Source organism: Pseudomonas sp. DR48 (genome assembly GCF_019823085.1).
Taxonomy (GTDB): domain Bacteria; phylum Pseudomonadota; class Gammaproteobacteria; order Pseudomonadales; family Pseudomonadaceae; genus Aquipseudomonas.
The window spans coordinates 3619008-3642942 of sequence record NZ_CP081946.1 but is presented as its reverse complement, the minus strand read 5'-3'; the positions used below and the strand labels follow the sequence as shown (position 1 = coordinate 3642942).

The 23935-nt window shown below is 60.3% G+C and carries 13 protein-coding genes; 10 read left to right on the top strand and 3 right to left on the bottom strand.

Annotated features, from left to right (window positions below):
- The first annotated feature begins 7 nt into the window (after positions 1 to 7).
- The 5 genes from K5K95_RS16405 (at position 8) to K5K95_RS16385 (ending at position 7659) form a co-directional block, all read left to right on the top strand.
- Positions 8 to 403 carry a YbaN family protein gene (locus K5K95_RS16405; RefSeq protein WP_222585181.1) on the top strand — a complete coding sequence of 132 codons (396 nt, stop codon included), beginning with the start codon at positions 8 to 10 and terminating at the stop codon, positions 401 to 403.
- A gap of 92 nt (positions 404 to 495) precedes the next feature.
- A complete protein-coding gene (gene lapG, locus K5K95_RS16400; protein ID WP_222585180.1) occupies positions 496 to 1203 on the top strand; it encodes a cysteine protease LapG in 708 nt (235 codons plus the stop codon).
- A gap of 22 nt (positions 1204 to 1225) precedes the next feature.
- Positions 1226 to 3166 carry a cyclic di-GMP receptor LapD gene (gene lapD / locus K5K95_RS16395; protein WP_222585179.1) on the top strand — a complete coding sequence of 647 codons (1941 nt, stop codon included), beginning with the start codon at positions 1226 to 1228 and terminating at the stop codon, positions 3164 to 3166.
- Positions 3167 to 3304: 138 nt separating this feature from the next.
- The gene (locus K5K95_RS16390; protein WP_222585178.1) at positions 3305 to 6706 is read left to right on the top strand and encodes a hypothetical protein; all 3402 of its coding nucleotides are present in this window, start codon (positions 3305 to 3307) and stop codon (positions 6704 to 6706) included.
- Between the two features lie 596 nt (positions 6707 to 7302).
- A complete protein-coding gene (locus K5K95_RS16385) occupies positions 7303 to 7659 on the top strand; it encodes a DUF6124 family protein (protein WP_222585177.1) in 357 nt (118 codons plus the stop codon).
- A gap of 210 nt (positions 7660 to 7869) precedes the next feature.
- Here K5K95_RS16385 and K5K95_RS16380 read toward each other — a convergent pair whose 3' ends face one another.
- Positions 7870 to 15042, bottom strand: a complete 7173-nt coding sequence (locus K5K95_RS16380) for a retention module-containing protein (RefSeq protein WP_222585176.1) — start codon at positions 15040 to 15042, stop codon at positions 7870 to 7872.
- Between the two features lie 591 nt (positions 15043 to 15633).
- On the opposite strand from K5K95_RS16380, the gene K5K95_RS16375 reads away from it, so the two are divergent.
- Genes K5K95_RS16375 through K5K95_RS16365 form a run of 3 tightly spaced genes read left to right on the top strand, consistent with a single transcriptional unit; the run spans position 15634 to position 20560 of the window.
- Complete coding sequence (locus K5K95_RS16375) at positions 15634 to 16992, top strand: TolC family outer membrane protein (protein WP_222585175.1); 1359 nt, start codon at positions 15634 to 15636, stop codon at positions 16990 to 16992.
- Positions 16993 to 17011: 19 nt separating this feature from the next.
- Positions 17012 to 19171, top strand: coding sequence for a type I secretion system permease/ATPase (locus K5K95_RS16370; RefSeq protein WP_222585174.1), 2160 nt, complete (start codon positions 17012 to 17014; stop codon positions 19169 to 19171).
- 9 nt (positions 19172 to 19180) lie between these two features.
- Positions 19181 to 20560: an HlyD family type I secretion periplasmic adaptor subunit gene (locus K5K95_RS16365; RefSeq protein ID WP_090181407.1), complete on the top strand. Its 1380-nt coding sequence runs from the start codon at positions 19181 to 19183 to the stop codon at positions 20558 to 20560.
- Between the two features lie 138 nt (positions 20561 to 20698).
- On the opposite strand, the gene K5K95_RS16360 is transcribed toward K5K95_RS16365, so the two are convergent.
- On the bottom strand, positions 20699 to 21295 hold the full coding sequence (locus K5K95_RS16360; protein WP_222585173.1) for a tRNA-uridine aminocarboxypropyltransferase: 597 nt from the start codon (positions 21293 to 21295) through the stop codon (positions 20699 to 20701).
- A gap of 4 nt (positions 21296 to 21299) precedes the next feature.
- A complete protein-coding gene (locus K5K95_RS16355) occupies positions 21300 to 22193 on the bottom strand; it encodes a LysR family transcriptional regulator (RefSeq protein ID WP_007945995.1) in 894 nt (297 codons plus the stop codon).
- Positions 22194 to 22501: 308 nt separating this feature from the next.
- Here K5K95_RS16355 and speB point away from each other — a divergent pair, with 308 nt between their 5' ends.
- Both speB and K5K95_RS16345 read left to right on the top strand, forming a co-directional pair.
- Entirely contained in the window at positions 22502 to 23452 is a 951-nt protein-coding gene (gene speB, locus K5K95_RS16350; protein WP_090181405.1) for an agmatinase, read from the top strand.
- 10 nt (positions 23453 to 23462) lie between these two features.
- The gene (locus tag K5K95_RS16345) at positions 23463 to 23885 is read left to right on the top strand and encodes a YybH family protein (RefSeq protein ID WP_222585172.1); all 423 of its coding nucleotides are present in this window, start codon (positions 23463 to 23465) and stop codon (positions 23883 to 23885) included.
- The last annotated feature ends 50 nt before the right edge of the window (positions 23886 to 23935 follow it).

Here is a 23935-nt window from a genome sequence, read left to right as displayed (position 1 = left end):
TTTGCCTATGGACAACCCCATAGGCAACCGCTCCCTGATGTTGCGTTACGTGCTGCTGGCCATCGGCTGGCTGAGCGTAGCGTTGGGGGTGATCGGGATTTTCCTGCCGGTGTTGCCCACCACCCCGTTCCTGCTGCTGGCGGCCGCCTGCTTCGCCCGCAGTTCGCCACGTTTTTACCAGTGGCTGGTCGAGCACCCGCAGCTTGGCCCGTGGATTCGCGACTACCTCGACGGCAACGGCATTCCGCTCAAGGGCAAGGTCTACGCCATCGGGCTGATGTGGGTGAGCATCCTGTTTTCCTGCTATCTGGTGCCACTGCCGTGGGCCCGTGGATTCATGCTGACCAGCGCGGTGCTGGTCACGATCTATATCCTCAGACAGAAAACCCTGCGCAAATCCTGAGCCCTGATCCGCGGACTGACCCGACGATCACCCCACCTTTTTAAAGAACTGCGCCTAGACTTCAGTCATCTGCACCCGAGCAGCAGCCAGACATGTCCCGTCGCCGGCGTAGTCCAGGATGGCCAGCGCTCCGATTTCGGCTCGGCGGATGGCTGCTGCTGGCCGGTTTTCTACTGACGGGACTGGGCAGTGTCTGGGCCAACTGGGAGTTTTCACAGATTCTGCAGACCGCCGAAAAGCGCTACGGCCCGCTCGGCGCTGCCCAAGGAAGAATCGAGGCCTGGAGTCAAATGCTCAAAAGCGAAGCCAACCAGCCCGAGCGCGAGCAACTGGACGCGGTCAATCGCTTTTTCAATCAACAACTGAGTTTCCAGGACGACACCCGCATCTGGCGTCAGACCGATTACTGGGCCACGCCAGAAGAATCACTGATCAAGGGTGCAGGCGACTGCGAAGACTACGCCCTGGCGAAATATTTCAGTTTGCGCCAACTCGGGATTCCCAGCGAAAAGCTGCGCATCACCTACGTCAAGGCCCTGACCCAGAACCAGGCGCACATGGTCCTGACCTTCTACAGCAACCCTGCGGCCGAGCCGCTGGTGCTGGACAACCTGATCGGCGACATCCGCCCCGCTTCCCAACGCAAAGACCTGTTGCCGGTGTACGCCTTCAACGCAGAAGGCCTGTATTTACCCGGGGCCAATGGCGGCACGCGCAGCAGCGACTCGAAAAAGCTGTCGCGCTGGCAAGACGTGTTGAAAAAGATGCAGGCTGAAGGGTTCGCCGTGGGCGAAGGTTAGCGGCCATCGCAAGGAGCGTTGTATGTCACTGCGCAAACAGTTGTTCATCGCCATTTGCCTGTTTTTGCTGGTGGCGTTCAGCGGCAGTTTTTTTGTCAGCCTCGAAAGCTCGCGCGAACAAATGCTCGGCCAGTTGCGCTCCCACGCCCAGGACGCGGCCACCGCACTGGGCTTGTCGCTGACGGAGCAGATCGACGATCCGGCAATGACTGAATTGATGGTCAGCTCGATCTTCGACAGTGGCTATTTCCGCAGCATCCGCGTCGTCAACATCGTCGATGGAGAGGTGCTGGTCGAGCGCAACGCAGCGACGCACATCGAGGGCGTCCCCGGTTGGTTCGTGAGCCTGGTCAACCTGCGCCCGGAAGGGGGCGATGCACTGGTCATGCGTGGCTGGGAACAGGTGGCGCGAGTCGAAGTGCTGAGCAATCCGCAGTTTGCCTTGGCCAAACTCTGGGACAGCACACTCGGTAGCCTGATCTGGTTGCTGATCTGCGGATTGCTCAGCGCCGTGTTCGGTGGCTGGCTGCTACGTCGGCAATTACGCCCGCTGGACAAAATGGTCAAACAAGCCCAAGCCATCAGCAAACGCGAGTTCCTGAGCCTGCCAAAACTGCCACGCACACCCGAATTGAAACGCGTGGTGCTGGCAATGAACCAAATGGTCGAAAAGCTCAAGGCGCTGTTCGCCGAAGAGGCCGCGCGCAGTGAAAAACTACGCGCCGAGTCCTATCAGGACGGCCTCACGGGACTGGCCAACCGGCGCTTGCTGGATGAGCAACTGGCCGATCATTTACTGGTCGGCGAGCAGAGCAGCGACGGCCATCTGCTGATGTTGCGGATCAACGATCTGATCGGACTCAACCAACGCCTCGGTGGTCAGCGCACCGATGCGCTGATCAGGACCGTCGGCGAATTGCTCAAGCGTCTGACTCAGGTTCCAGCACGGCGCACCTGGCTGGCAGCGCGCAATCGCGGCGGCGAATTCTGCGTGCTGGCAGCCGGTCTGGACAGCACGGACGCGGCTCGCCTGGCCTCGGAAATCAGCGCCACCCTGGAAAACCTGCGCCTGACCGGCGCCAGCGACTGCATGCCCGTGGCGCACCTGGGCGTGGTCGCCTATCACCCCGGCGAACCGGCCAGCGACGTGTTCCTGCGCCTCGATCAGGCACTGACCCAGGCCCAGCAACATCCAGAACGCCCATGGATACACCTGGCTCACACAGATACCACGCCAAACCACGCTCAACACGACTGGCGCACCTGGATCGACGACGCGCTGACCGAAGGCAAGATGCAATTGTATTTCCAACCCGTGGTGCAATGCGCCGACACCAGCCAGGTGCTGCACCACAAAGTCCTTGCGCGCCTGCTCGACCCACAGGGCAAGGCGATACCCGCCGGGCATTTTCTGCCGTGGATCGAGCGTCTTGGCTGGTCAGCACGCTTCGATCTGGCGATGCTCGAAGCCACCCTCGAATACCTCGTCGTCGATCGATGGCCGCTGGCGTTAAGCCTGTCGGGCAACACGCTGCGCGACCCAGTGCAACTGCGACAGATCATCGACATGCTCGAATCGCTGCCCGAACTGGCCCCCCTGCTGATCCTGGAAATTGACGAACGCCAACTGCCGCCGCCGGAAGAATTGCAGCGCCTGAGCCATAGCCTGCTCAACACCGGGTATCGCATCGGATTGCAGCATTTCGGTGGCAGCTTCAGCCAGATCGGCAATCTGACGCAATTGGGCCTGGCGTACTTGAAAATCGATGGGGCGTATATCCGTCACATTGACGAGCAGCCTGACAAGCGGCTTTTCATCGACGCGATCTACCGGGCAACCAACAGCATCGATTTGCCATTGATTGCGGAGATGGTCGAGACCAAAGGGGAACTGGAGGTGATTCGAGAGCTGGGATTGTTTGGAGTGATGGGGAGGTTGATCGGGCCGCCGGAGCCGATGTGAGGGGAGTGACCGCTTGTCTTAAAGCAGCGGCTACCTGTCAGATCTGACAGTAGGCAAACATGAGCGGCGACGCTCTAATCCTTCCATATCGGTGCCGCCCAACCGGGAACCGGGCGCCTCTCTGGAAGGTACGCATTCATGAACAGCCCCATGACAAACGCTGACCCCGCCGCCAATGGACAAGTCGTCGTCTTCCCGCCCGAACGCGGCATCGGCGTGCTAGCGGTCGCACCGCCCTACCCGCCTGGCTATAAACTGCAGAGCGACGGTGCGTTGGGAATCAACATCAACATGGTGCACAGTGATCGTGACGGATTGCTGGTCTATATCCTGGCCTATGAGAGCATGGCCATCGGCGACTACATCAGGGTGTACATCGAAACAAAAAACGCTCCCGTCGCTGAGTTCTCGGTGACCGAAGCGCATTTCGATGCAAACGGCAACGCGAAAAACATTCCCTTCTACATTGCCTCTAATGTCATGGAAAGCAGGTTTCTGCCCTTCCAGGCCAACAACCTGCCCCTGTGGTTCGATGTTACGCGCGTGAGCGGGAACGGCACCGAGGGATCGCCACCCGTTCCGCTGTTTTACAAGTACCCGGCGCCGGGCGAAGCGGACACGGACGGGGGCAAGCCGTTCAATCAGGGCCTGAAATTGCCCGTCGCCTCGGAAAGCATCATCGATCAGACCGTGATCGACGAAGGCATGTTCGTGACCGTGCTGGCGTACTTCAACCAGTCCATCGGTGACGTGGTAGTACTTGCCTTTGGAACACTGCTTCTGGAACACACCGTCACCGTGTTGGGTGACATTGTTTTTGAACTGACACCGCAAATGCTCGCCAGCCTGATGCCCACCAACAGTCTGGTGGTGCGTTGGGAAGTGATCGACAGGGTGCAAAACACCAGCGGCTGGTCGGATGCGCTCATGCTCACAGCCAAACCCGGCACGGTGTTGCTGATCGCGCCGATTTTTGAACAGGCTGATCCGGACAATGTGGTGAATCATGATCTGCTTCTGGGTGGCACCCTGGGTCTTCTGGTCACCGGACTCTTTGCAGCGAATGATCTGATCAAGCTAGTGCTGACAGGGCTCACCAAAGGCGGCGACACCACTATCCAGACCTTCAGTCAGACGCTCCCGGCCAGCAGGAGCGTGAAATTTGAGGTTCCAAATGAGTGGGTGCGCAACCTGATTGGAGGTTCGGCGCGAGCGTCCTACGATCTGATCAGCGCAGGAAACACCCGGGGCTCGAAACCCGCCGACGCCACGTTCAGCGGCTCATCCCTGCCCTTGGGCTTGCCGATTGTCGATCCGCTGGTGGACAACAAGCTACCGGTCGACACCGCCACCGCCACCGTGCAGGTCGCTAAATACTGGCCGTTGAAAATAGGTGCAATTGTCAATCTCAACTGGCAAACCACGGATCAGGACGGGATTAAAGCCCTGTTCATTTTTAAATTGATCGTCACCGACCCGACCCAGCCCGTCATCTTTCATGTGCCCGCCAAATACATAGCCCCCTACGCCAACACCCCGTTGACCGTGCAATGCACAGTGACTAACCCGGGAGAAGTGGAGGTGTTTTCCAATTTGCTGCAATTGATGTTTGGCGAGGAAGTGATCGGAACGCCCCTGCCACCTCGCGTGGATGAGGCCGAAGCCGACGGCAAGAATCTTGTTCCGTTCAAGGCCCGAAATACACTGACCATTGTGGTGCCGACCAACCCCGCCTTCAAACCGGATGCCCGGCTGACCGTGTCCTGGATCGCAGCGGCCGGAACTCCGTCCGGTGGTTCCTATACCTCGGCGGCCACCTTGGTCAGTGCCGGTCTGATTATCCGCATTCCAAACTCGGTAGTGGCGTTCTGCTTGGGCACCGTGGTGAGAGTGTTCTACACAATTGTTCAAGATGGCAAAACGTACGTCTCGGGCGATTTGAATCTGTCGGTGCAACTCATCCCTCAGGAAAGCAGCGACCTGCCAACACCCACAATCGCCGGCGTAATGACTAAGGAACTGGATGCTTCCAAACTGGCGGGCAATGAAAAATTCAGCGTGGCGCAGTGGTTCTTGCAAGCGTATGGACAGGGTGTCTGGCTGCGCTATGACGGCTTCCTGCCAAACGGCAATGCCACCGAGTACGTGCTATGGACCGGCCAAGCGCATAAATATCCGCCTTCAGCGTTAATCACGCAGGCACCCATCGCGTGGTTGAAGACCCTGGCGGATCAAAGCGTCATGACGGTTAGATTTGGGGTGAACTTCAACGGCGTGGCAGACAAGACAAGGATGGTCGGCTTTCCCCGCCGGGAATACACCATCCGGGCCGCGTTGACGCTGCTGGCCCCTACCGTGAAGGAAGCGTCGAACGGCAAAACACTGGAGCCATTTGCGGCTCAGTACACACTGACCTGCCAAGTGCCGGCCAATACATTTGTCGATGGCGATCAGATCACCGTAAGCTGGATCGCGCCAACCGGCACCTCACCTGAAGGCTCCTATACGTCGCCGGCCACTCTGGTCAGTGCCGGCCTGGCCATCAGCATTCCGATTTCGGTAGTCGCCCACTGTCTGGGCCTGACAGTGACCGTCATCTACAACGTGATCAGAAGGGGCGTTTCATCACCTTCCAAGCCACTGTCACTGATGGTGTTGGCCATTGCCGACTTTGACAGCCGTCTGCCGGCCCCGACCATTCTCCAGGCCGAGAATAGCGGAGTAGGACCTGAACTGGATGTCACCAATCTGACGGGCCCGGCTACGATCCGTTGCCTGGTGTGGCCGCTGATTGCCCTGTTTCAACCTGTATGGCTAATTCTGAGTGGCAAGAACGCCAGCGGGGAGGACATCGCTACAACACTGCTGAGTTTTCCGAAGAATGCCGTTCACCAGGTCTGGATTAACCAAGGGCGCTTCGATTTAACTATTCCCGAGAGTTTTTACAGACAACTTGCCGACGGCAGTATCCTGGAAGCCAAGTTCCTGGTGGCATTTGATAAAAGCGCCGACATCAACAAAGCCATTACCTTTACCTTGCGCCGATATACCATTCGCGCATTGAAACCCATCTTGTCGGAAGACTTTGATCATCGCCCTACGCAACTCATCGCACCCGGTGGGCAAATCGTGCTGGACAGCATGACCATTACTTTCCGCGCAGGGAACGGCTATATGGGGATCACTCCATTAGCCAATGTCATCACAGGTCCTTATCCTCAAATACCGGATCAGTGCTACCGGCAGGTGCTGGAGATGCATTGGCAGGCAAGTGGCACTACGCAACACATGCACATCCAATTCAACTGGAGTTACTCCTTTGTCAGTTTCTACTGCCGATTCGCGCAGTTCAACAACCTTTCGGTTATCTACCGGGATGAACAAGGTAATCTCCTCCACCACATGAATCTTCCCAACAACTTTAATCCTCAGCTGATTACATATTCGACTGCCGGGCATAACTACATCTGGAGCATCGAAATCATCACCCCAGTAATGGATCTCATTGTGTTCGACTACTTCAAAATGAGACGCGTATAAGTTCGATCGTTCTTACGTTCCGCGTGGGAATGCCTCCCCCGGACGCAGAGCGTCCGCTTTTGGGACGCAGAGCGTCCCTTGCTGCATTCCCACGCAGAGCGTGGGAACGATCGAACGTACAACAAAAACCCGCCATTCCCTGAACAGGAATGGCGGGTTTTGTCGTTTCAGGTCACACGGTATTCACCGTCAGAACTGAGCTAAGGGGACTTATCAATTTATCACCGGAGTGAGAATTAAACGGTGATGTTTAAAAGACATCTCCAGACACTCTCTTAGGCTACACATTCTTGCGTCGTTGCCTACGACTGCGCCAGAATCCGCCGGCTTGTGCGCCTTGTGCCGGGTCTCTATTGTTTCCCGGTCGCTGACTGATCAGCGATCGGGTTTAGCAGCTCGGAGATTATCAAGGCACGTCAGTGCCGCCCCTGATCAACCGACATTGTTTTCGTCAGTTGGTCTGCATTATGGCGGCTTGCGTGGGGCACTTCGGTGCGCCGGGTTCCTTGATGCCTGGTCTGCTAACCCGCGTACAGCCGCCACCCATTTCGTTTAGCAGCGGTGGATGACGGCGCCACTCATCAAGGAGTTTCACCATGCCAAAGATCACCCCGAACCCACCCGAAATCGACGACGTTTCCCCCTACGAATCCACCGACCCCAAAAAGCTCAACGAAGCCGCCGACCGCGCCCTCGATTACTACCTCAAACCGGTCATCTCCCAAGACCTCCCCCGAAAACCCAGCACACTCTACCTCGTCGCCCCCGACGCAAACGACGAAACCCTGCTGGTCAACGCGTGCGAAACCTTGGCATCCGCCAGTGTGATGCTGAGTAATTTCGCAGGGCTGATGGAGGGCACGCATCGCAACACCTTGCTGGGGATTCAGCAGGTGGTGATGCTTGGGGAGTTGGCCGTGAATCGGATGCTGGACAGGATTGATCCGCAGTAATTGCGGCCATTGAAGAGTTGATTGATCGTTCCCACGTCGAGGCGTCGAACCGTCTGCGTGGGAATGCAGCCAAGGACGCTCTGCGTCCCAAAAGCGGACGCGGAGCGTCCGGGGAGGCATTCCCACGCAGAGCGTGGGAACGATCGAAGACAACAAAAAACCCGCCATTCCTTCAACAGGAATGGCGGGTTTTGTCGTTCCGACTTCAGGTCACACGGTATCCACCTTCAGCGAATGGTCGTTCAACATGCCGTTGATGATGGTCGCGGTGTCATGTCCTCCTGCAATCACGCCGCCCGCCCCCGGCGTGACGCCGTAGTGGCTGGCCAGGTTGACGCCGGCCAGGTCGATGGTCTGGTTCGGAGCCGCGCCGGCCATGGCGCTGACGTCGATGCTGGTGACGACCGAAGCGCCGCTGCCGACAACTTTGAAGTGCAGGTAGTCATCCAGCGATGCCGCCGTGCCGTTTTCACCTTGCAGCAGTTGTGACAAGTCGAGTTTGTCGGTGCCCGGGGTGAAGTCGGTGACGACGTCGTGGCCGCTGTTGCCTTTGAGCCACTGGAAGGTATCGGCCCCTGGCCCGCCGGTGAGGGTGTTGTTGCCGAGACCGCCAATCAGGATGTCGTCGCCACCGCCACCGTTGAGGATGTCGTCACCCAAACCGCCGTTGATGACGTTGTTATGGCTATCGCCCGTGAGGGTGTCGTTGAAGTTTGAGCCGACGAGGTTTTCGATTCCGGTCAGGGTATCGGTGCCAGCGCCTCCGGTGTTTTGCGCGGTCGCCAGACTCAGGTCGACGGTCACGCCCGCCGTAGCATGTGCGTAGCTCACGGTGTCGATGCCGGGGCCGCCGTCGAGCAGGTCGTTACCAGGGCCGCTGAACAGCAAGTCATTGCCGGCGCCGCCGTGCAGCTCGTTGTTGCCGGAACCGGCGGTCAGCACATCGTTGCCGTCGCCGGCATTGATCACGTTGTTGCCAGCGCCTGCCACCAACACGTCGTCGCCCGCGGTGCCAGTGAGGGTGTGGCCGTCCTGATAGCTGATGCTCACGCCTGCACTGTCACTGCCACCGTGGTTGTCGTTGGCGGTGTAGGTGCCGTGGGCGTCCGGGGTGATGTCGTGGGCGCCGGCGTAGTTGACGGTCATGGTCAGCTGGTAGTTTTCCGACCCCGACCCACTGTTGCCCGGGCCATTGGGGATGTTGGTGATGTGGATCTGGTAGGTGCCGTCCGCCGCAGCCGTGATGGTCTGGCCGTCGGCGAGGGGGATCCATGCGCCGCCGTTGAGCGAGTACTCCATCGTGACGTGCCCCGCCGCCAGGTTGTGGTCCAGGTTGAGCGTTTCGCCCTGTTTAAGACTGACGGTGATGCGGTCCTCATCGTTGGTGCTGTTGTTGCTGACCGAGCCGAGCGCCCCGCTGACCACCAACACGGCCGTCATGGCTGCGGTGTTGGCGACGAAGGCGCTGCGGGCGAGGGTCACCGCCTGGGCGTTGCTGCCGGTGAAGTTGAAGTTCTGATTGGTGCCGATGAAGTCTGCGCCCTTCGCCACCCAACCGGTGTTGAAGGTGGTCGGCGATGCGGTCATCGGATCCTTGTCCACATCGGTGTCGTTGGCCAGCAGCAATTCGCCGGGCACCACGATGTTGCCCGACAGTACGTTGGTGATGATGTGGTCATCGACCGCCACCGGCGCCGTATTCGGAATGACTTTGACCGTCAGCGTCGAGCTGGCCAGGTCGCCATCGTTGTCGCTGAGCGTGAAGCCGATGTTTTCGGTGATCACCACCGATGTGGTTTTTTGCGAGGTGTAGTTGTACTCGCCGGTGTCGAGGTTCACCACCAGGGTGCCGCCATTGTTGGTGGCGATGCTGAGGGTGTTGTTCACGGTGTTGAACGTGCCGTGATTGGCGCCGCCACTGAAGTTCAGCGCGCCCTGGTTGCTGTTGCCTTTAGGGTCGTAGGTGTACGTCGTGCCGTCGACCACGAGGGTTTTGATGAAGCCGCCATCGGCGCCGAATGTTCCGCCCTCCAGCAAGGTGCCCGTCACAGGTGCGCCCATCACCGTGCCCGAGAGCACCGAGTTGAGTTGGTTGAGATCGGTCACCACCACCGCGTTGGTGTTGGTGTGGGAGCTGCCGTCATAGGCCAGCGGATCGAGGTAGGCGTTGCTCACGCCACTGCCCAGGCCGATCGCATAGTTCTTGATGCCGTTGGCGTCGAGGAAGGCTTTGAGTGCGGCCTCATCCGCGCTGCCGATGTCGCCTTCGTTGGGTTTGCCGTCGGAGAAGAAGTAGCCGACGTTCTGCGCCCCGGTCAGTTTGCCCGAGGTGTCGAATGCGGTTTGCATCGTCGCGACCGCCGCATCGTAGTTGGTGCCACCGCCGGCAGTCAGACCGGAAATAATCGACTTGGCCGTCGCCACATCGACCCAGATCGAAGTTTTGTCGGTGGCATTGCTGCTGAACGTGACGATCTGCACCTTCACATCGCCCAGATCGTCGTATTTATCGAGCAAGGCACTGATCGCCTGCTTGGCCAGTTCGAGGCGGGACAAGCCCGGCACCCCGGAGGGGTCGACCATGCTGCCGGAGACGTCGATTACCAGCAGCAGGTTGGAATCGATCTCCACCGCCGCGACCGAACGCTCGGCGCCAACCGCTTTTGGCACGTCATCGACGATGTTGACCACGATGGTGCTAGTGGTGCTGTTGCCCAGCGCATCGGTGGCCTTGTAGGTGAAGCTTTCGCTCAGTGTGTTCGGACCGTCGTTGGCGTCCGGCGAGGTTTTCGGTGCCGAGGTCAGGGTGTAGGTGTAAGTGCCGTTGGGGTTGAGCAGGATTTGTCCGTACGTCCCGGTGGCGCTGCTGACCAAGGTGTAGGTTATAGCGCCAGTCGCACCGGTGACGGAGCCGACCAACGTGCCCGAGGCGGTTTCGCCGGTATGGCCGGGATCGCTGCCGGTGACGGTGCCGGCCGCCAGGTCCTGCCCGTCCTTGCTCAGGTCCAGGGCTTTTTCGTAGACGGTCACGTCATTGTCGCTGACCGCTTTGATGCAGCTGTTGTAGACGTCGATAGTGATGGTGGTGGTGCTTTCATCGCCATCGGCATCACGCACGGTGTAGGTGAAAGTGTCGGTGGCACCCGCCCCGCTCACGGCGTCCGGATTGCTGTGATAGACCGCGTTGCCGTGGGCATCCAGGGTCAGGTAGCCGTAGGTGCCGTTGATGTTCGAACCGAGGCCGCCGATGGCCGAGGTCGAGGTGTCGCCGCCCGCGCGCACGCCGACCACCGCACCACTGAGCGCCGGACCGTCGGCGCCGCCGATGTCGTTGTCCAGCACATTGCCGCTGACTGTGCCGCCTTCGACCACGCTTGCCGTATCCGCTTTGGCGGTCGGCAAATCATCGATGATGTTGACGTTGATCTGCCCCGACGCGGTACTGCCATCGGTGTCCGTGGCGACCACGTTGATATTCTCGGTGAGGCTGTTGGCACCGTTGCCGGTTGGATGGGTTTCGTTATCCACCAGGGTGTAGCTGTAGCTGAGCACGCCGGTGGCAGGATTGAAGCCGGTGATGGTCAGCGTGCTGCCCAACGGAGTGACGATCGATTGCGGGAAGCCTGCCGCGACGCCACCAACCACCACGTGAATGCCGCCGACATCGAGGGTTTGAAGACCATCGAGCGCGGTCACGGTGAAGGTGCCGCTCTGGGTCAGGGCCGGCGCATTGGGGCTGGTGCCATCGCTGAGGTTTTTCTCGTAGACGGTCAGCTCGCCACCGGAAACGTCGAGGCCGTTGAGGGTCACCGGATCATCGTTGTTGTGGACGTTCAGCACCAGGTTGGCAGTGCTGGTGTCGCCGTCGGCATCGGTGAGGGTGTAGGTAAAGGTTTCGGTGCCATTGCCGCCGCCGTGCAGGTTTTTGAAATCTGCATCGTTGGTGTTCAGCGTGTAGGTGTAGGTGCCGTTGGCATTGAGCACCAGGGTGCCGTAAGTGCCAGTGAAGGTGCCCGGGGTGACAGGCCCGGCGTTCGGCCCGGTGGCGACGTGGTCCGCACCTTGGATATCGTTGGTCAGCACGTTGCCATTGAGGGTCAGAACGTTTTCCGCTGCGGTGCCGGCGTTGCTGTCGTTGAAGGCTTTGGGCACGTCATCGACGATGTTGACCACGATGGTGCTGGTGGTGGTGTTGCCCAGCGAATCGGTGGCCTGGTAGGTGAAGCTTTCGGTCAACGTATTGCTGCCATCGTCGGCATGCGGCGTGGTGGTCGCCGGCGATGTCAGGGTGTACGTGTAGGTGCCGTTGGGGTTGAGCAGGATTTGTCCGTAGGTCCCGGTAGCGCTGCCAACCAGGGTGTAAGTGATTGCACCGGTCGCGCCGGTGACGGAGCCGACCAGGGTGCCCGTGGCGGTTTCGCCAGTGCTGGTCGGATCGCTGCCGGTGACCGTGCCGGCGGCGAGGTCCTGGCCATCCTTGCTCAGGTCCAGGGCTTTTTCGTAAACGGTTACGTCGGTGTCGCTGACCGCTTTGATGCCGCTGTTCGACACGTCGATGGTGATGGTGGTGGTGCTTTCATCGCCATCTGCATCGCGCACGGTGTAGGTGAAAGTGTCGGTCGCGCCCGGGCCGTTCACCGCGTTGGGGTTGCTGTGGTAAGTCGCGTTGCCGTTGGCATCCAGGGTCAGATAACCGTAGGTGCCGTTGATGTTCGAACCCAGGCCGCCGATGGCGGATGTCGAGGTGTCGCCACCTGCGCGCACGCCGACCACCGCACCACTGAGCGCCGGACCATCGGCGCCGCCGATGTCGTTGTCCAGCACGTTGCCCGAAACCGTTGCGCCCTCGGCCACCGAGGTGTGGTCCGGGTTGGCGGTGGGCAGGTCGTCGACGATGTTGACGTTGATCTGGCCCGACGCGGTGCTGCCGTCGGTATCCGTCGCCACCACGTTGAAGTTTTCGGTGATGCTGTTGGCGCCGTTGGCGGTCGGATGCGCTTCGTTTTCCACCAAGGTGTAGGTGTAGCTGACCACGCCTGTGGCAGCGTTGTAGCCGGTGACGGTCAGCGTACTGCCGAGCGGCGTAACGACCGATTGCGGGAAGCCCGCCGCCACGCCACCGACCACCACATGAATGCCGCCGACATCGAGGGTTTGCAGACCATCGAGGGCAGCCACCGTGAAGGTGCCGCTCTGAGTCAGGGCCGGTGCGTTGGGGCTGGTGCCGTCGCTGAGGTTTTTCTCGTAGACAGTGAGTTCGCCACCTTCGGCGTTAAGGCCGCCGAGGGTCACCGGGTCGTCGTTGTTGTGGATTTGCAGCACCAGGTTGGCGGTGCTGGTGTCGCCGTCGGCATCGGTGAGGGTGTAGGTGAACGTTTCCGTGCCGCCGCCGCCGCCGTGCAGGGCTTTGAAATCGGCATCGCTGGTGTTCAGCGTGTAGGTGTACGTGCCGTTGGCGTTCAACACCAGCGTGCCGTAAACCCCGGTGAAGGTGCCGGGGGTGATCGGCCCGGCATTTTCGCCGACGGTCACGCGGTCAGCGCCTTGCACGTCGTTGATCAGCACATTGCCGTTGAGGGTCAGCAGGGTTTCCGAGGCGGTGCCGGCGTGGCTGTCATCGAGCGCTTTGGGCACATCGTCGACAATGTTGACGTTGATCTGCCCCGACGCGGTGCTGCCGTCGGAGTCCGTCGCCACCACATTGAAGTTTTCGGTGAGGCTGTTGGCTCCGTTGGCGGTTGGATGTGCTTCGTTATCGACCAAGGTGTAGGTGTAGCTGACGACGCCCGTGGCAGCGTTGTAGCCGGTGACGGTCAGCGTACTGCCGAGCGGCGTAACGACCGATTGCGGGAAGCCTGCCGCAACGCCACCGACCACCACATGAATGCCGCCGACATCGAGGGTTTGCAGACCATCGAGGGCAGCCACGGTGAAGGTGCCGCTCTGGGTCAGGGCCGGTGCATTGGGGCTGGTGCCGTCACTGAGGTTTTTCTCGTAGACGGTGAGTTCGCCGCCTTCGACGTTGAGGCCGCCGAGGGTCACCGGGTCGTCGTTGTTGTGGATTTGCAGCACCAGGTTGGCGGTGCTGGTGTCGCCGTCGGCATCGGTGAGGGTGTAGGTGAAGGTTTCGGTGCCGTTGCCACCGCCGTGCAGCGCTTTGAAGTCTGCATCGTTGGTGTTGAGGGTGTAGGTGTACGTGCCGTTGGGATTGAGCACCAACGTGCCGTAGGTCCCGGTGAAGGTGCCGCCAATGATCGGCCCGCTGTGGGGTCCGACGGGAATGCGGTCGGCGCCTTGTACATCGTTGGTCAGGACGTTACCGGTGAGGGTCAGCAGGGTTTCCGAGGCGTTACTGGCGTTGCTGTCATTGACCGCTTTGGGCACGTCATCGGTGATGTTGACGTCCAGCGTGCCGGTGGCGGTATCGCCGTTGGAATCACCGGCCACCACGGTGAACTGTTCGCTGAGGTTATTGGCGCCGTCACCAGCGGAATGGGTTTCGTTGCCAACCAGAGTGTAGCTGTAACTCAACACGCCCGTGGCCGGGTTGTAACCGGTGACGGTCAGGGTGTTGCCCAGTTGCGTGGTGATCGACTGCGGAAAGCCGATAGCCACTCCGCCCGTGATCACGTTGATCCCGCCGATGCTCAGGCTGGTCAGGCCGTCAGGCGCGGATACGGTGAAAGTGCCGTTCTGGATCAGCGCGCCCGGGTTGCTGGCAGAACCGTCGGCGAGGTTGGCTTCGTTGAGGGTCAGTTCACCGCCCGCCACTGAAAGGCCCGTGAGGGTGACCGGGTTGTTCGGGACATCTGGAACGGGGGGCACAACGCCTGTGCCGCCAGCGCCGCCTGCACCGTTGTCGCCATTGTTCGGATCAGCGGCCAGACGCTCCAGCGGAAACTCGGGAATGCCGTTGAAGCCTGCGGTTGGAAAACCAATGGTTGGATCGACCCGGCCGCCCACTTCTTCGAGCATGACAAAACTGTGGCCGCCACCCGCGGCACCGCCGGGTGCGCCAGTCGGTGCCGGACCGGCCGCCGTAGCCTCAGCGTTCTGGGTCGGGTCATCACCGGCTGCGATAGCTTTTTGCAGCTGCTCGACATCGGTCAGTTGCGCTTGTGTCGGCGTCACTGCTTCGGCGGTGTCCACATGGGGAGCCTGATGCGCGAGCAACTGCGGCGTCATGTCCAGGCTGCTGCCACGCCCAAGGGTCAGTTCTTGGCCATTTTGCAGATGCACCGCCACCGCGCCTTCGGCACCGGTGACCAGTTGATCCCCAGCGAACAATCGGTCGCCCTCGATCAACGCGCGCCGGGTGCCGTCGCCCGCGACCGCGAACACTTCACCAATGACCTTACTGACGATACCGATGAGCGTTGCCATGTGCATTTCCTCCGCTGCCAACCGCTGTCGGCATCCTGTTGTTTGCGAAGAATGTGCTCATGGTTCAAGCAGGTGGCCTGGCGGATCGCCTGCCGGGCGCGTTTACCTGAGTAAGCCGCCGCCCTGGCGATCGTCTCGCCAAGCGTGTCGCTCACGGGCGAGGTGTCCGGATTTTTTGTAAACCTCAATGCAATCAATGACATTGAAGGTCTGTTCCGGGTCAACCTGCTCCGTGAGCGATGCGTAACGATTTTGAAGCAACAGAGTGACAAAAAACCGTCACCCCAAAACCGTTCGCCCCCCTCCCCTTCAGCACTTCTCCGCCCTATGTCGATGAGTGGATGGAACTTTTTCAAAGTCTCAAGAAGCTCCCTAGAGCCTCGAAATCAAGGGCTTTCAGAGTCAACAATGTGCTGGATTTGGCAGAGCGCATAAGTTTTTTTCGGCATAAGTCTTATGAAAAAAATTTCTTAGCTATTCTCTAGAATGTTCTTAGCTCTGTTGTTACAAGAGTGAAACGGTTTCACCTATAAAAGTCGTCAAATAATTGGCGATTGATAAAGCACCATCAGGACTCAGGGAGATGTACCCATGCGCGTTTTAACCCCCCTATGCAGCGCAATTCTGCTGGCCCTGGCCTGTACATCCCAGGCTCAAGCCATGTCATTGACCGAGGCGATCCAGAGCACCATTGCGACCCACCCGGAGCTGGCGTCACGCGTTGACAGCCGTCTCTCGGCCGATGAGCAAGTGAAAGTTGCCAAAGGGGGCTTTTATCCAACAGTTGATCTGAATGCCGCCTACGGGCGCGGGTACAGCGATAACACCAATACCCGGGCGTTGGGCAATCACCACACAGAAACCCTCACCTACACCCAGTCAGAGCTGCGTCTGCGGCAAATGCTCTTCGACGGTTTCAACACCGCCAACGAGGTTGAGCGCACCAAGGGCGTGGTCAATTCCCGGGCCTATTACGCCCAAGGCACCGCCCAGGATCTGGCATTGCGCACCATCGAGGTCTACCTCGAAGTGCTCAAGCGTCGTGAACTGGTGACCCTGGCCACGAACAACCTGCAGGCGCACTTGCGGGTCAACGACCAGATAGGCCTGCGCACCCAGCGTGGCGTCGGCAGCAACGCCGACTCCGACCAATCGGTAGCCCGTAAGGCTCTGGCGCAAAACAACCTCGAAACCGCCGAAGTCGATCTGGCGGACGCCGAGTCGAATTTCTACTCTGTCGTGGGGCGCATGCCCGATGAACTCGAAACACCGTCGTCGATCCGCGGCGAGGTGCCCGACAATCTGCGGGAAGCCCAGCAGAGCATGGTGGAAAACAACCCGTACCTGAAATCCGCACAGGCCGACGTGCAATCGGCCGAGAGCCAGTACGAAGTCGCCAAGTCGCCGTTCTACCCGCGTTTCGACGCCGAAGCGGCAGTGGGTGCCAACAACAACGTGCAAGGCGATATTGGTCACGACAACGAGTGGCGCGCGGGTGTGGTGATGAACTACAACCTGTTTCGCGGTGGCAGCGACAAGGCGCGCCTGGCCTCCGACGCGCACCAGATCAACCAGGCAATGGACATTCGTAACAATGCCCTGCGCCAACTCAACGAAAACATCCACCTGGCCTGGAACGCCATGGTCAACGCCAAGAAACAAACCCCGACCGCGCGCGAATACGCTGAGACCAGCCGGCGCGTTCGCGTGGCGTATCAGGATCAGTTCGGCCTCGGCCAACGCACCCTGCTCGATTTGCTCGACAGTGAAAACGAGCTCTACAACGCCAATCGCCGCTACACCGAAGTGCGCTACATCGAGGAATTCTCGATGTACCGCGTGCTGGCGAACATGGGCCAGTTGCTGAGCAAACAACGCGTGGTGCTGCCCGCAGATGCGATCGCCTCTTCTGAAGTGAAAAACGAAGCGCGCTTGCCTGAACTGAAATAGCTCAACCGGAGCGATCAATGTGACCAGCATGGAACCCGGCAACATCGGTGTTGATCCGCGCCTGAGCTTCGATGACCCGCTTCTGGACGGTCTGTTGATCCTCTGCAAACTCCACGGCGCGACGGTCAGTCGCGCCAGCCTGAGCGCCGGGCTGCCCTTGAACAAACAGCGTCTGAGCCTGGACCTGTTGCCACGCGCAGCGGCTCGGGCCAGCTTGCAGGCGCGTTTGCTGCGCCGTGAACTGGCGGATATTTCCGCACTCAACCTGCCGGTGATGCTGATTTTCAATAACGGGCGCACCGCCATCCTGCGACGTTTTGGCGATGACGGCCGGCTGTTGATCCTGCCCAGCGAAGCCGACGGCGGTGAACAATGGGTCAGTCGTGAGGAACTGGCCGAAAATTACAGCGGCCAGGCCCTGTTCGCCCGGCCACGCCACGAACTCGAAGACTTGCGCTCGCCACTGGTGCCGCGTGTGGAAGCGTGGTTTCGCGACACGTTGAAGCTGTCGAAATGGCTGTACAGCGATGCGATTCTCGCGAGTTTCCTGATCAACCTGTTGGGGTTGATGGTGCCGCTGTTCGTGATGCAGACCTACGATCGGGTGGTGCCGAACCAGGCCACGTCGACCTTGTGGGTTCTATCGATCGGTCTGTTGATCGGCACCGGTTTCGAGCTGGTGTTGCGGGTGGTTCGCGCGCACTTGCTGGACACTGCCGGGAAGAAAACCGATGTAATTCTGTCGGCGACATTGTTCGAACGCATCACCGGCATGGCGATGAAAGCGCGGCCGGCGACCATCGGTGGTTTCGCCCAGAGCATTCATGACTTCCAGGGCCTGCGTGAGTTTCTCACCGCGGTCACGCTGACCAGCCTGATCGACCTGCCCTTCGCCGTGCTGATGCTGGTGGTGATCGGCTTGCTCGGCGGCTGGCTGGTGGTGATTCCGCTGCTGGCATTTCCGATCACGATCATTTTCGCCATGGTGATTCAGGTGCGCCTGCGCGACACCGTGCAGAAAAGCTTGAGCCTGGGCGCGGAACGCCAAGCGTTGCTGATCGAAACCCTCGGCGGCCTCGAAACCCTCAAGGCCTGCAGCGCCGAAAGCGAACGCCAGCACAAATGGGAAAGCACCCACGGCGCCCTCACCCGCCTCGACAGCCATGCGCGCAACCTCTCGGCGCTGGCCACCAACGGCACGCTGTTCATCCAGCAATTCTCCGGCATGGCGACCATCGTCGCCGGGGTCTACAGCATCATCGCCGGTAACCTCAGTGTCGGTGCGCTGGTGGCGACCTACATGCTCGGCAGCCGCGTTCTCGCGCCACTGGGGCAGATCGCCGGTCTGATCACTCGCTACCAGCAAGCGCAACTGACGATGAAAAGCACCGATGCGCTGATGTCCTTGCCGCAAGAGCGCGACGCCAAACAAAGACCGCTGGAGCGCACGCAACTGCAAGGCGCACTGGACGTCAGCGGCGTGACCTTCCACTACAACGGCCAGAATGCGCCGGCACTGGCCAACGTCAGCTTCAGCGTCAAACCGGGTGAGCGGATCGGCATCATCGGTCGCAGCGGCTCGGGCAAGAGCACTCTGGCGCGGCTGGTGATGGGGTTCTACGCCCCGGAAGAAGGCCAGCTGCTGCTCGATGGCCTGGACCTGCGCCAACTCGATGTCGCCGACCTGCGCCAGCAAGTCGGCTACGTCGCCCATGACCTGCCGCTGCTCGCCGGCAGCCTGCGCGACAACCTGACCCTCGGCGCGCGTTACATCAGCGACTCGCGGATGCTCGAGGTGGCTGAATTGACCGGCGTCACCGAGCTGGCTCGCCAGCATCCACAAGGCTTCGACCGGCCGGTGGGCGAACGCGGCCAATTGCTCTCGGGCGGCCAGCGTCAAGCCGTGTTGCTGGCCCGGGCATTGTTGCTCGATCCGCCGATCATGCTGCTAGACGAACCGACCAGCGCGATGGACAACAGCAGCGAAGACGTCTTGCGGCAGAAGCTTCACGGCTGGGTCCAGGGCAAAACCTTGTTGCTGGTGACCCACCGCACCTCGATGCTCAGCCTGGTGGATCGGCTGGTGGTACTGGACAACGGGCGGATCGTCGCCGACGGTCCGAAAGAAGCGGTCATCGATGCACTGCGCAAGGGCCGTGTCGGCTCTGCGGCTGTCTAGGAGCTCACCATGGCCCGTTCATCTTCCGACGCGTCGCTCCCTGAATCGAAGTCGCGCGGCTATTTCGGCAGCTTCGGCAAAACCGCCGAGAGCGAGTTCATGCCGGAAACCGCTGGCGCTTCGTTGCAGGACTCACCCCGTGGTTCGCGGATCACCGTCTGGCTGGCCGCCGGGCTGATTATTGCTGCGCTGGTCTGGGCCAAGTTTGCGGTGCTGGAAGAAGTCACCATGGGCGAAGGCAAGGCGATTCCCTCCAGCAAGGTTCAGGTGATCCAGAACCTGGAGGGCGGCATCGTCACCGAGATTTTTGTCCGCGAAGGGCAAATGGTGAACAAGGGCGACACCTTGCTGCGCCTGGATGACACGCGGTTTCTGTCGAACAAGGGCGAGAGTGAAGCGGATCGCTACGCGCTGACGGCGCAAGTCGAACGTCTTTCGGCGGAAGCGGAAGGCCGGCCATTCAAGCTCTCGCCCGAAGTGATCGCCAAGGCGCCGCAAGTGGCCGAAGACGAGCGCTCGCTGTATGAGCAACGCCAGCGCCGACTCGCCAGTGAACAGCGCACGTTGAGTGAACAACTGCGGCAGAAAACCCAGGAACTGGCGGAATTTCGCTCAAAACAAGGGCAGTTCAGTTCAAGCCTGGCGCTGCTGCAACAAGAGATGAACATGTCTGCGCCACTCGTGGGCACGGGGGCGGTTTCCCCGGTGGAAATCCTGCGCCTCAAACGCAGCGCGGTGGAAATTCGCGGCTCGTTGAATGCAACGACGCTGGCGATTCCCCGGGCCGAATCGGCGATCAACGAGATCAAGAGCAAGATCGACGAATCGGAACAATCCTTCCGCTCGGACGCGGCGAAAGAGCTGAATGAAAAACGCACCGATCTGTCGAAAATCACCGCGTCGAGCATCGCCATCGACGACCGCGTGAGTCGCACCACGGTGGTGTCGCCGGTGCACGGGATTATCAAGGTGCTGAAGGTCAACACCATCGGCGGGGTGGTCCAGCCCGGCAGCGACATGGTGGAAATCGTGCCACTGGAAGACAACCTGCTGATCGAAGCCAAGGTGCGGCCGCAGGACGTGGCGTTCCTGCATCCGGGGCAGAAAGCGATGGTCAAGTTCAGTGCCTACGATTACACGATTTATGGCGGGCTGAGTGCCAAGCTTGAGTTGATCGGGGCGGACACGATTACCGATGACAAGGGCAACAGCTTTTATTTGATTCAGGTGCGCACGGACAAGAATCACTTGGGCGGGGATGTGAAGCCGTTGCTGATCATTCCGGGGATGGTGGCGACGGTCGATATCATTACCGGCGAGAAGAGCGTGCTGGATTACCTGCTTAAACCGGTGCTTAAAGCCCGGACCGAAGCGATGCGCGAAAGGTAGTTTCTGCTGGGATTCCATGTGATTTTGCTACCGCTATCGCGGGCAAGCCCGCTCCCACAGGTGACCGAGTTCTTCCTGAAGAAATGCGATCAAATGTGGGAGCGGGCTTGCCCGCGATGAGGCCATCAGCGACACCGCCTATTTCGGCCCATGGTTACGCTGGAAGGTCTCCTCCCCCATCGCTGCAATCTGCCCCTCGATCAACGCCTCGAACGGTTTTAACAGGGGCTCGAACGTCGTCGGTGCCTCCAGCGTCTGCAACGCCTGAACTATCGCCTCCACCGTCGACAACGCCCCGGGCCCCGGCGCCTTGCGCAGTCGATAGCGCGACACGCCGCCCTCCGCCAGCGTCACCCTCGGCAACGCCGCCAGCAAAGGGTTGAGGTGCAGCAGCTTGCGCGCCTTGCGCCAGGTGCCGTCCGGGACCACCAGCAACAACGGCTCTTCGTTCGCGGTGTACGCCTGCAACGGCTGCGCATCGTCAGCAGGAAACAACAACCGCGCCTGATACCCCGGCTGGTTCAACAACGCCGGCAGACCCTCGAACACCTCGCCCACCACCAACTCGGCATTCTTCAAGCCCAACGCCGCCAATCGTGCGGTGTTCAGCGCATGGTTCACCTCGCTCGGATGCTGCAACAACAGCACCCGCGTGCGGCTGTCGAGGCTGGGGATCAGTGGGCACAGGCAATGGGTTTGTGGGCGCAGACAGCGCGGACATTGGGCTCTGGACATGTTCTCAAGCCTGATTCAGTTGTGCTTTAAGCAGGTCGCGGAAGGTCTGGATCAACGGTTCGCGGCTGCGGCCACGGCGCACGATCATCGAGAACGGCGCCTGATAACCAAAGGTCGCCGGCAGCAACACGCGCAAATCGCCCTTGTCGGCCCACGCCTGGGCGTAATGCTCCGGCAGGTAACCGATGTAGGCACCGGACAGCACCAGGATCAACTGCGCTTCCATACTTTCCACGGTCGCGGCGCTGTGCTTGAAACCGTGGCGGGCCAGTTCAGCCTGGCTCCAATAGCCCCGGCCGACCATGCGTTGCTGGGTGATGACTTGTTCCGGGATGCGCCGCTCGGTGAACAGCGGATGCCGGCTGCTGCAATACAACCAGTGCTGCTCGCGGTAAAGCGGCATGTAGACCAGGCCACTCATGCGCGTGGAAAACGCTCCGATGGCCAGGTCGAGGCGGTTGTCCTGCACGCCGAGCTGCAATTCGTAGGGGCTCATGACCGACAGGTGCAAGTGCACGGCCGGGTGTTCCTGGCTGTAGGCGCCGATGGCTTCGGCGAAAGGCAAGGCCTTGTCGCTGACGGTGGAGTCGATCACGCCGAGGTTCAAGGTGCCGCGCAGCTCGCCCTTGAGCGCCGCCGCGTATTGCTCGAAACCTTCGAGCTCGCCGAGCAGGCGCAGGGTTTCCTGATGGAACAACTCGCCCTTGCTGGTCAGGCTGAACCCGCCGCGACCGCGATGGCAGAGTACCAGGCCAAGGGCAGCTTCGAGCTGGCTCATGTAGGTGCTGATGGCCGAGGTCGAGAGGTTGAGCTCTTGCTGGGCGTTGGCAAACCCCTGATGGCGAACCACGCTGACGAAGATGCGCAATAGTTTCAGATCGGGTAAAGCGTTGGCCATGGGGTTCTCCACCGGTCGATCGTTCCCACGCTCTGCGTGGGAATGTAGCCCGTGACGCTCTGCGTCACATGCACAAAAAAGCGGGACGCGGAGCGTCCGTGGATGCATTCCCACGCAGAGCATGGGAACGATCAGCGGCAAGTCTATCGTCGTCGCGGCCTTTAGTTTAGAAAAATCTGAACTAAGTATTTGCCCGTAGCGATTCTTCCCGTGCACTACATTTCGCAGAATCGCCCCACAACGGTGCCTGTGTCTGTCCAGACCTGCGCAACCGACATAAATAAAACAACGACGATGAGGCCTTTCCTGTGGACAAGATTCTTCACCAACCACTGGGCGGCAATGAAATGCCGCGCTTCGGCGGCATCGCCACCATGATGCGCCTTCCCCATTTGCCAACCGCTGCCGGTCTGGATGCTGCCTTCGTTGGTGTCCCGCTGGACATCGGCACCTCCCTGCGTCCAGGCACCCGTTTCGGACCTCGCGAAATCCGCGCTGAATCGGTCATGATCCGCCCGTACAACATGGCGACCGGTGCTGCCCCCTTCGACTCGCTGTCGGTGGCCGACATCGGCGACGTGGCAATCAACACGTTCAACCTGCTGGACGCCGTACGGATCATCGAAGAATCCTACGACGCCATCCTCGAACATAACGTGATCCCCCTGACCCTGGGCGGCGACCACACCATCACCCTGCCGATCCTGCGTGCCATTCACAAGAAGCACGGCAAGGTCGGCCTGGTGCACATCGACGCTCACGCCGATGTGAACGACCACATGTTCGGCGAGAAAATCGCCCACGGCACCACGTTCCGTCGCGCGGCCGAAGAAGGCCTGATCGATTGCGATCGCGTGGTGCAAATCGGTCTGCGCGCTCAGGGCTACACCTCTGAAGACTTCAACTGGAGCCGTAAACAAGGCTTCCGTGTGGTTCAGGCCGAAGAGTGCTGGCACAAATCCCTGGCTCCGCTGATGGCTGAAGTTCGCGAGAAAGTCGGCGGCGGTCCGGTGTACCTGAGTTTCGACATCGACGGCATCGATCCAGCGTGGGCGCCCGGCACCGGCACCCCGGAAATCGGTGGCCTGACGACCATTCAGGCGATTGAAATCGTTCGTGGCTGCCAAGGCCTCGACCTGATCGGCTGCGATCTGGTAGAAGTCTCGCCCGCTTACGACACCACCGGCAACACCTCGCTGTTGGCCGCCAACTTGCTGTACGAAATGCTCTGCGTACTGCCTGGCGTGACCCACCGCTGAGGGATGGTTGATGAACGAACGTGATCAGGTTCTGAAAGCCGCCGCCGACCTGGTGTCGGCGTTTGCCCGCAACGATCGCGAAGCCTACTTCGGCGCCTTCAGCGCCGATGCCAGCTTCGTCTTTTACACCCTCGAACAGCCTCTGCTGTCACGCGATGCCTATCAGGCTTTGTGGGACACCTGGCGCTCGGAAGATGGCTTCGAGGTGCTCTCGTGCACCTCGAGCAATGCCTTCGTCAGCCTGCAGGGTGATGTAGCGATTTTTATCCATGACGTGGCCACCGAGCTGCGCATGCAGGGGGAGCAACACTTCAGCCAGGAGCGCGAGACGATTGTTTTCAAGAAACAAACGTCTGGCCAAGAACAACAAGGCCTATGGCTGGCCTGCCACGAACATTTGTCCGCAATGCCGGAAGGGCTGCCAACCACTTAGCCAAACAGGTGACGCTCACACACGATGAGCGCGCCTTTATGATCGGAGCT

What these genes read in the sequence shown, in the direction of transcription:
- K5K95_RS16405 (WP_222585181.1), top strand. Translation starts at nt 8, where the DNA reads ATGGACAACCCCATAGGCAACCGCTCCCTGATGTTGCGTTACGTGCTG.
- lapG (WP_222585180.1), top strand. Translation starts at nt 496, where the DNA reads ATGTCCCGTCGCCGGCGTAGTCCAGGATGGCCAGCGCTCCGATTTCGG.
- lapD (WP_222585179.1), top strand. Translation starts at nt 1,226, where the DNA reads ATGTCACTGCGCAAACAGTTGTTCATCGCCATTTGCCTGTTTTTGCTG.
- K5K95_RS16390 (WP_222585178.1), top strand. Translation starts at nt 3,305, where the DNA reads ATGAACAGCCCCATGACAAACGCTGACCCCGCCGCCAATGGACAAGTC.
- K5K95_RS16385 (WP_222585177.1), top strand. Translation starts at nt 7,303, where the DNA reads ATGCCAAAGATCACCCCGAACCCACCCGAAATCGACGACGTTTCCCCC.
- K5K95_RS16380 (WP_222585176.1), bottom strand. Translation starts at nt 15,042, where the DNA reads ATGGCAACGCTCATCGGTATCGTCAGTAAGGTCATTGGTGAAGTGTTC.
- K5K95_RS16375 (WP_222585175.1), top strand. Translation starts at nt 15,634, where the DNA reads ATGCGCGTTTTAACCCCCCTATGCAGCGCAATTCTGCTGGCCCTGGCC.
- K5K95_RS16365 (WP_090181407.1), top strand. Translation starts at nt 19,181, where the DNA reads ATGGCCCGTTCATCTTCCGACGCGTCGCTCCCTGAATCGAAGTCGCGC.
- K5K95_RS16360 (WP_222585173.1), bottom strand. Translation starts at nt 21,295, where the DNA reads ATGTCCAGAGCCCAATGTCCGCGCTGTCTGCGCCCACAAACCCATTGC.
- K5K95_RS16355 (WP_007945995.1), bottom strand. Translation starts at nt 22,193, where the DNA reads ATGGCCAACGCTTTACCCGATCTGAAACTATTGCGCATCTTCGTCAGC.
- K5K95_RS16345 (WP_222585172.1), top strand. Translation starts at nt 23,463, where the DNA reads ATGAACGAACGTGATCAGGTTCTGAAAGCCGCCGCCGACCTGGTGTCG.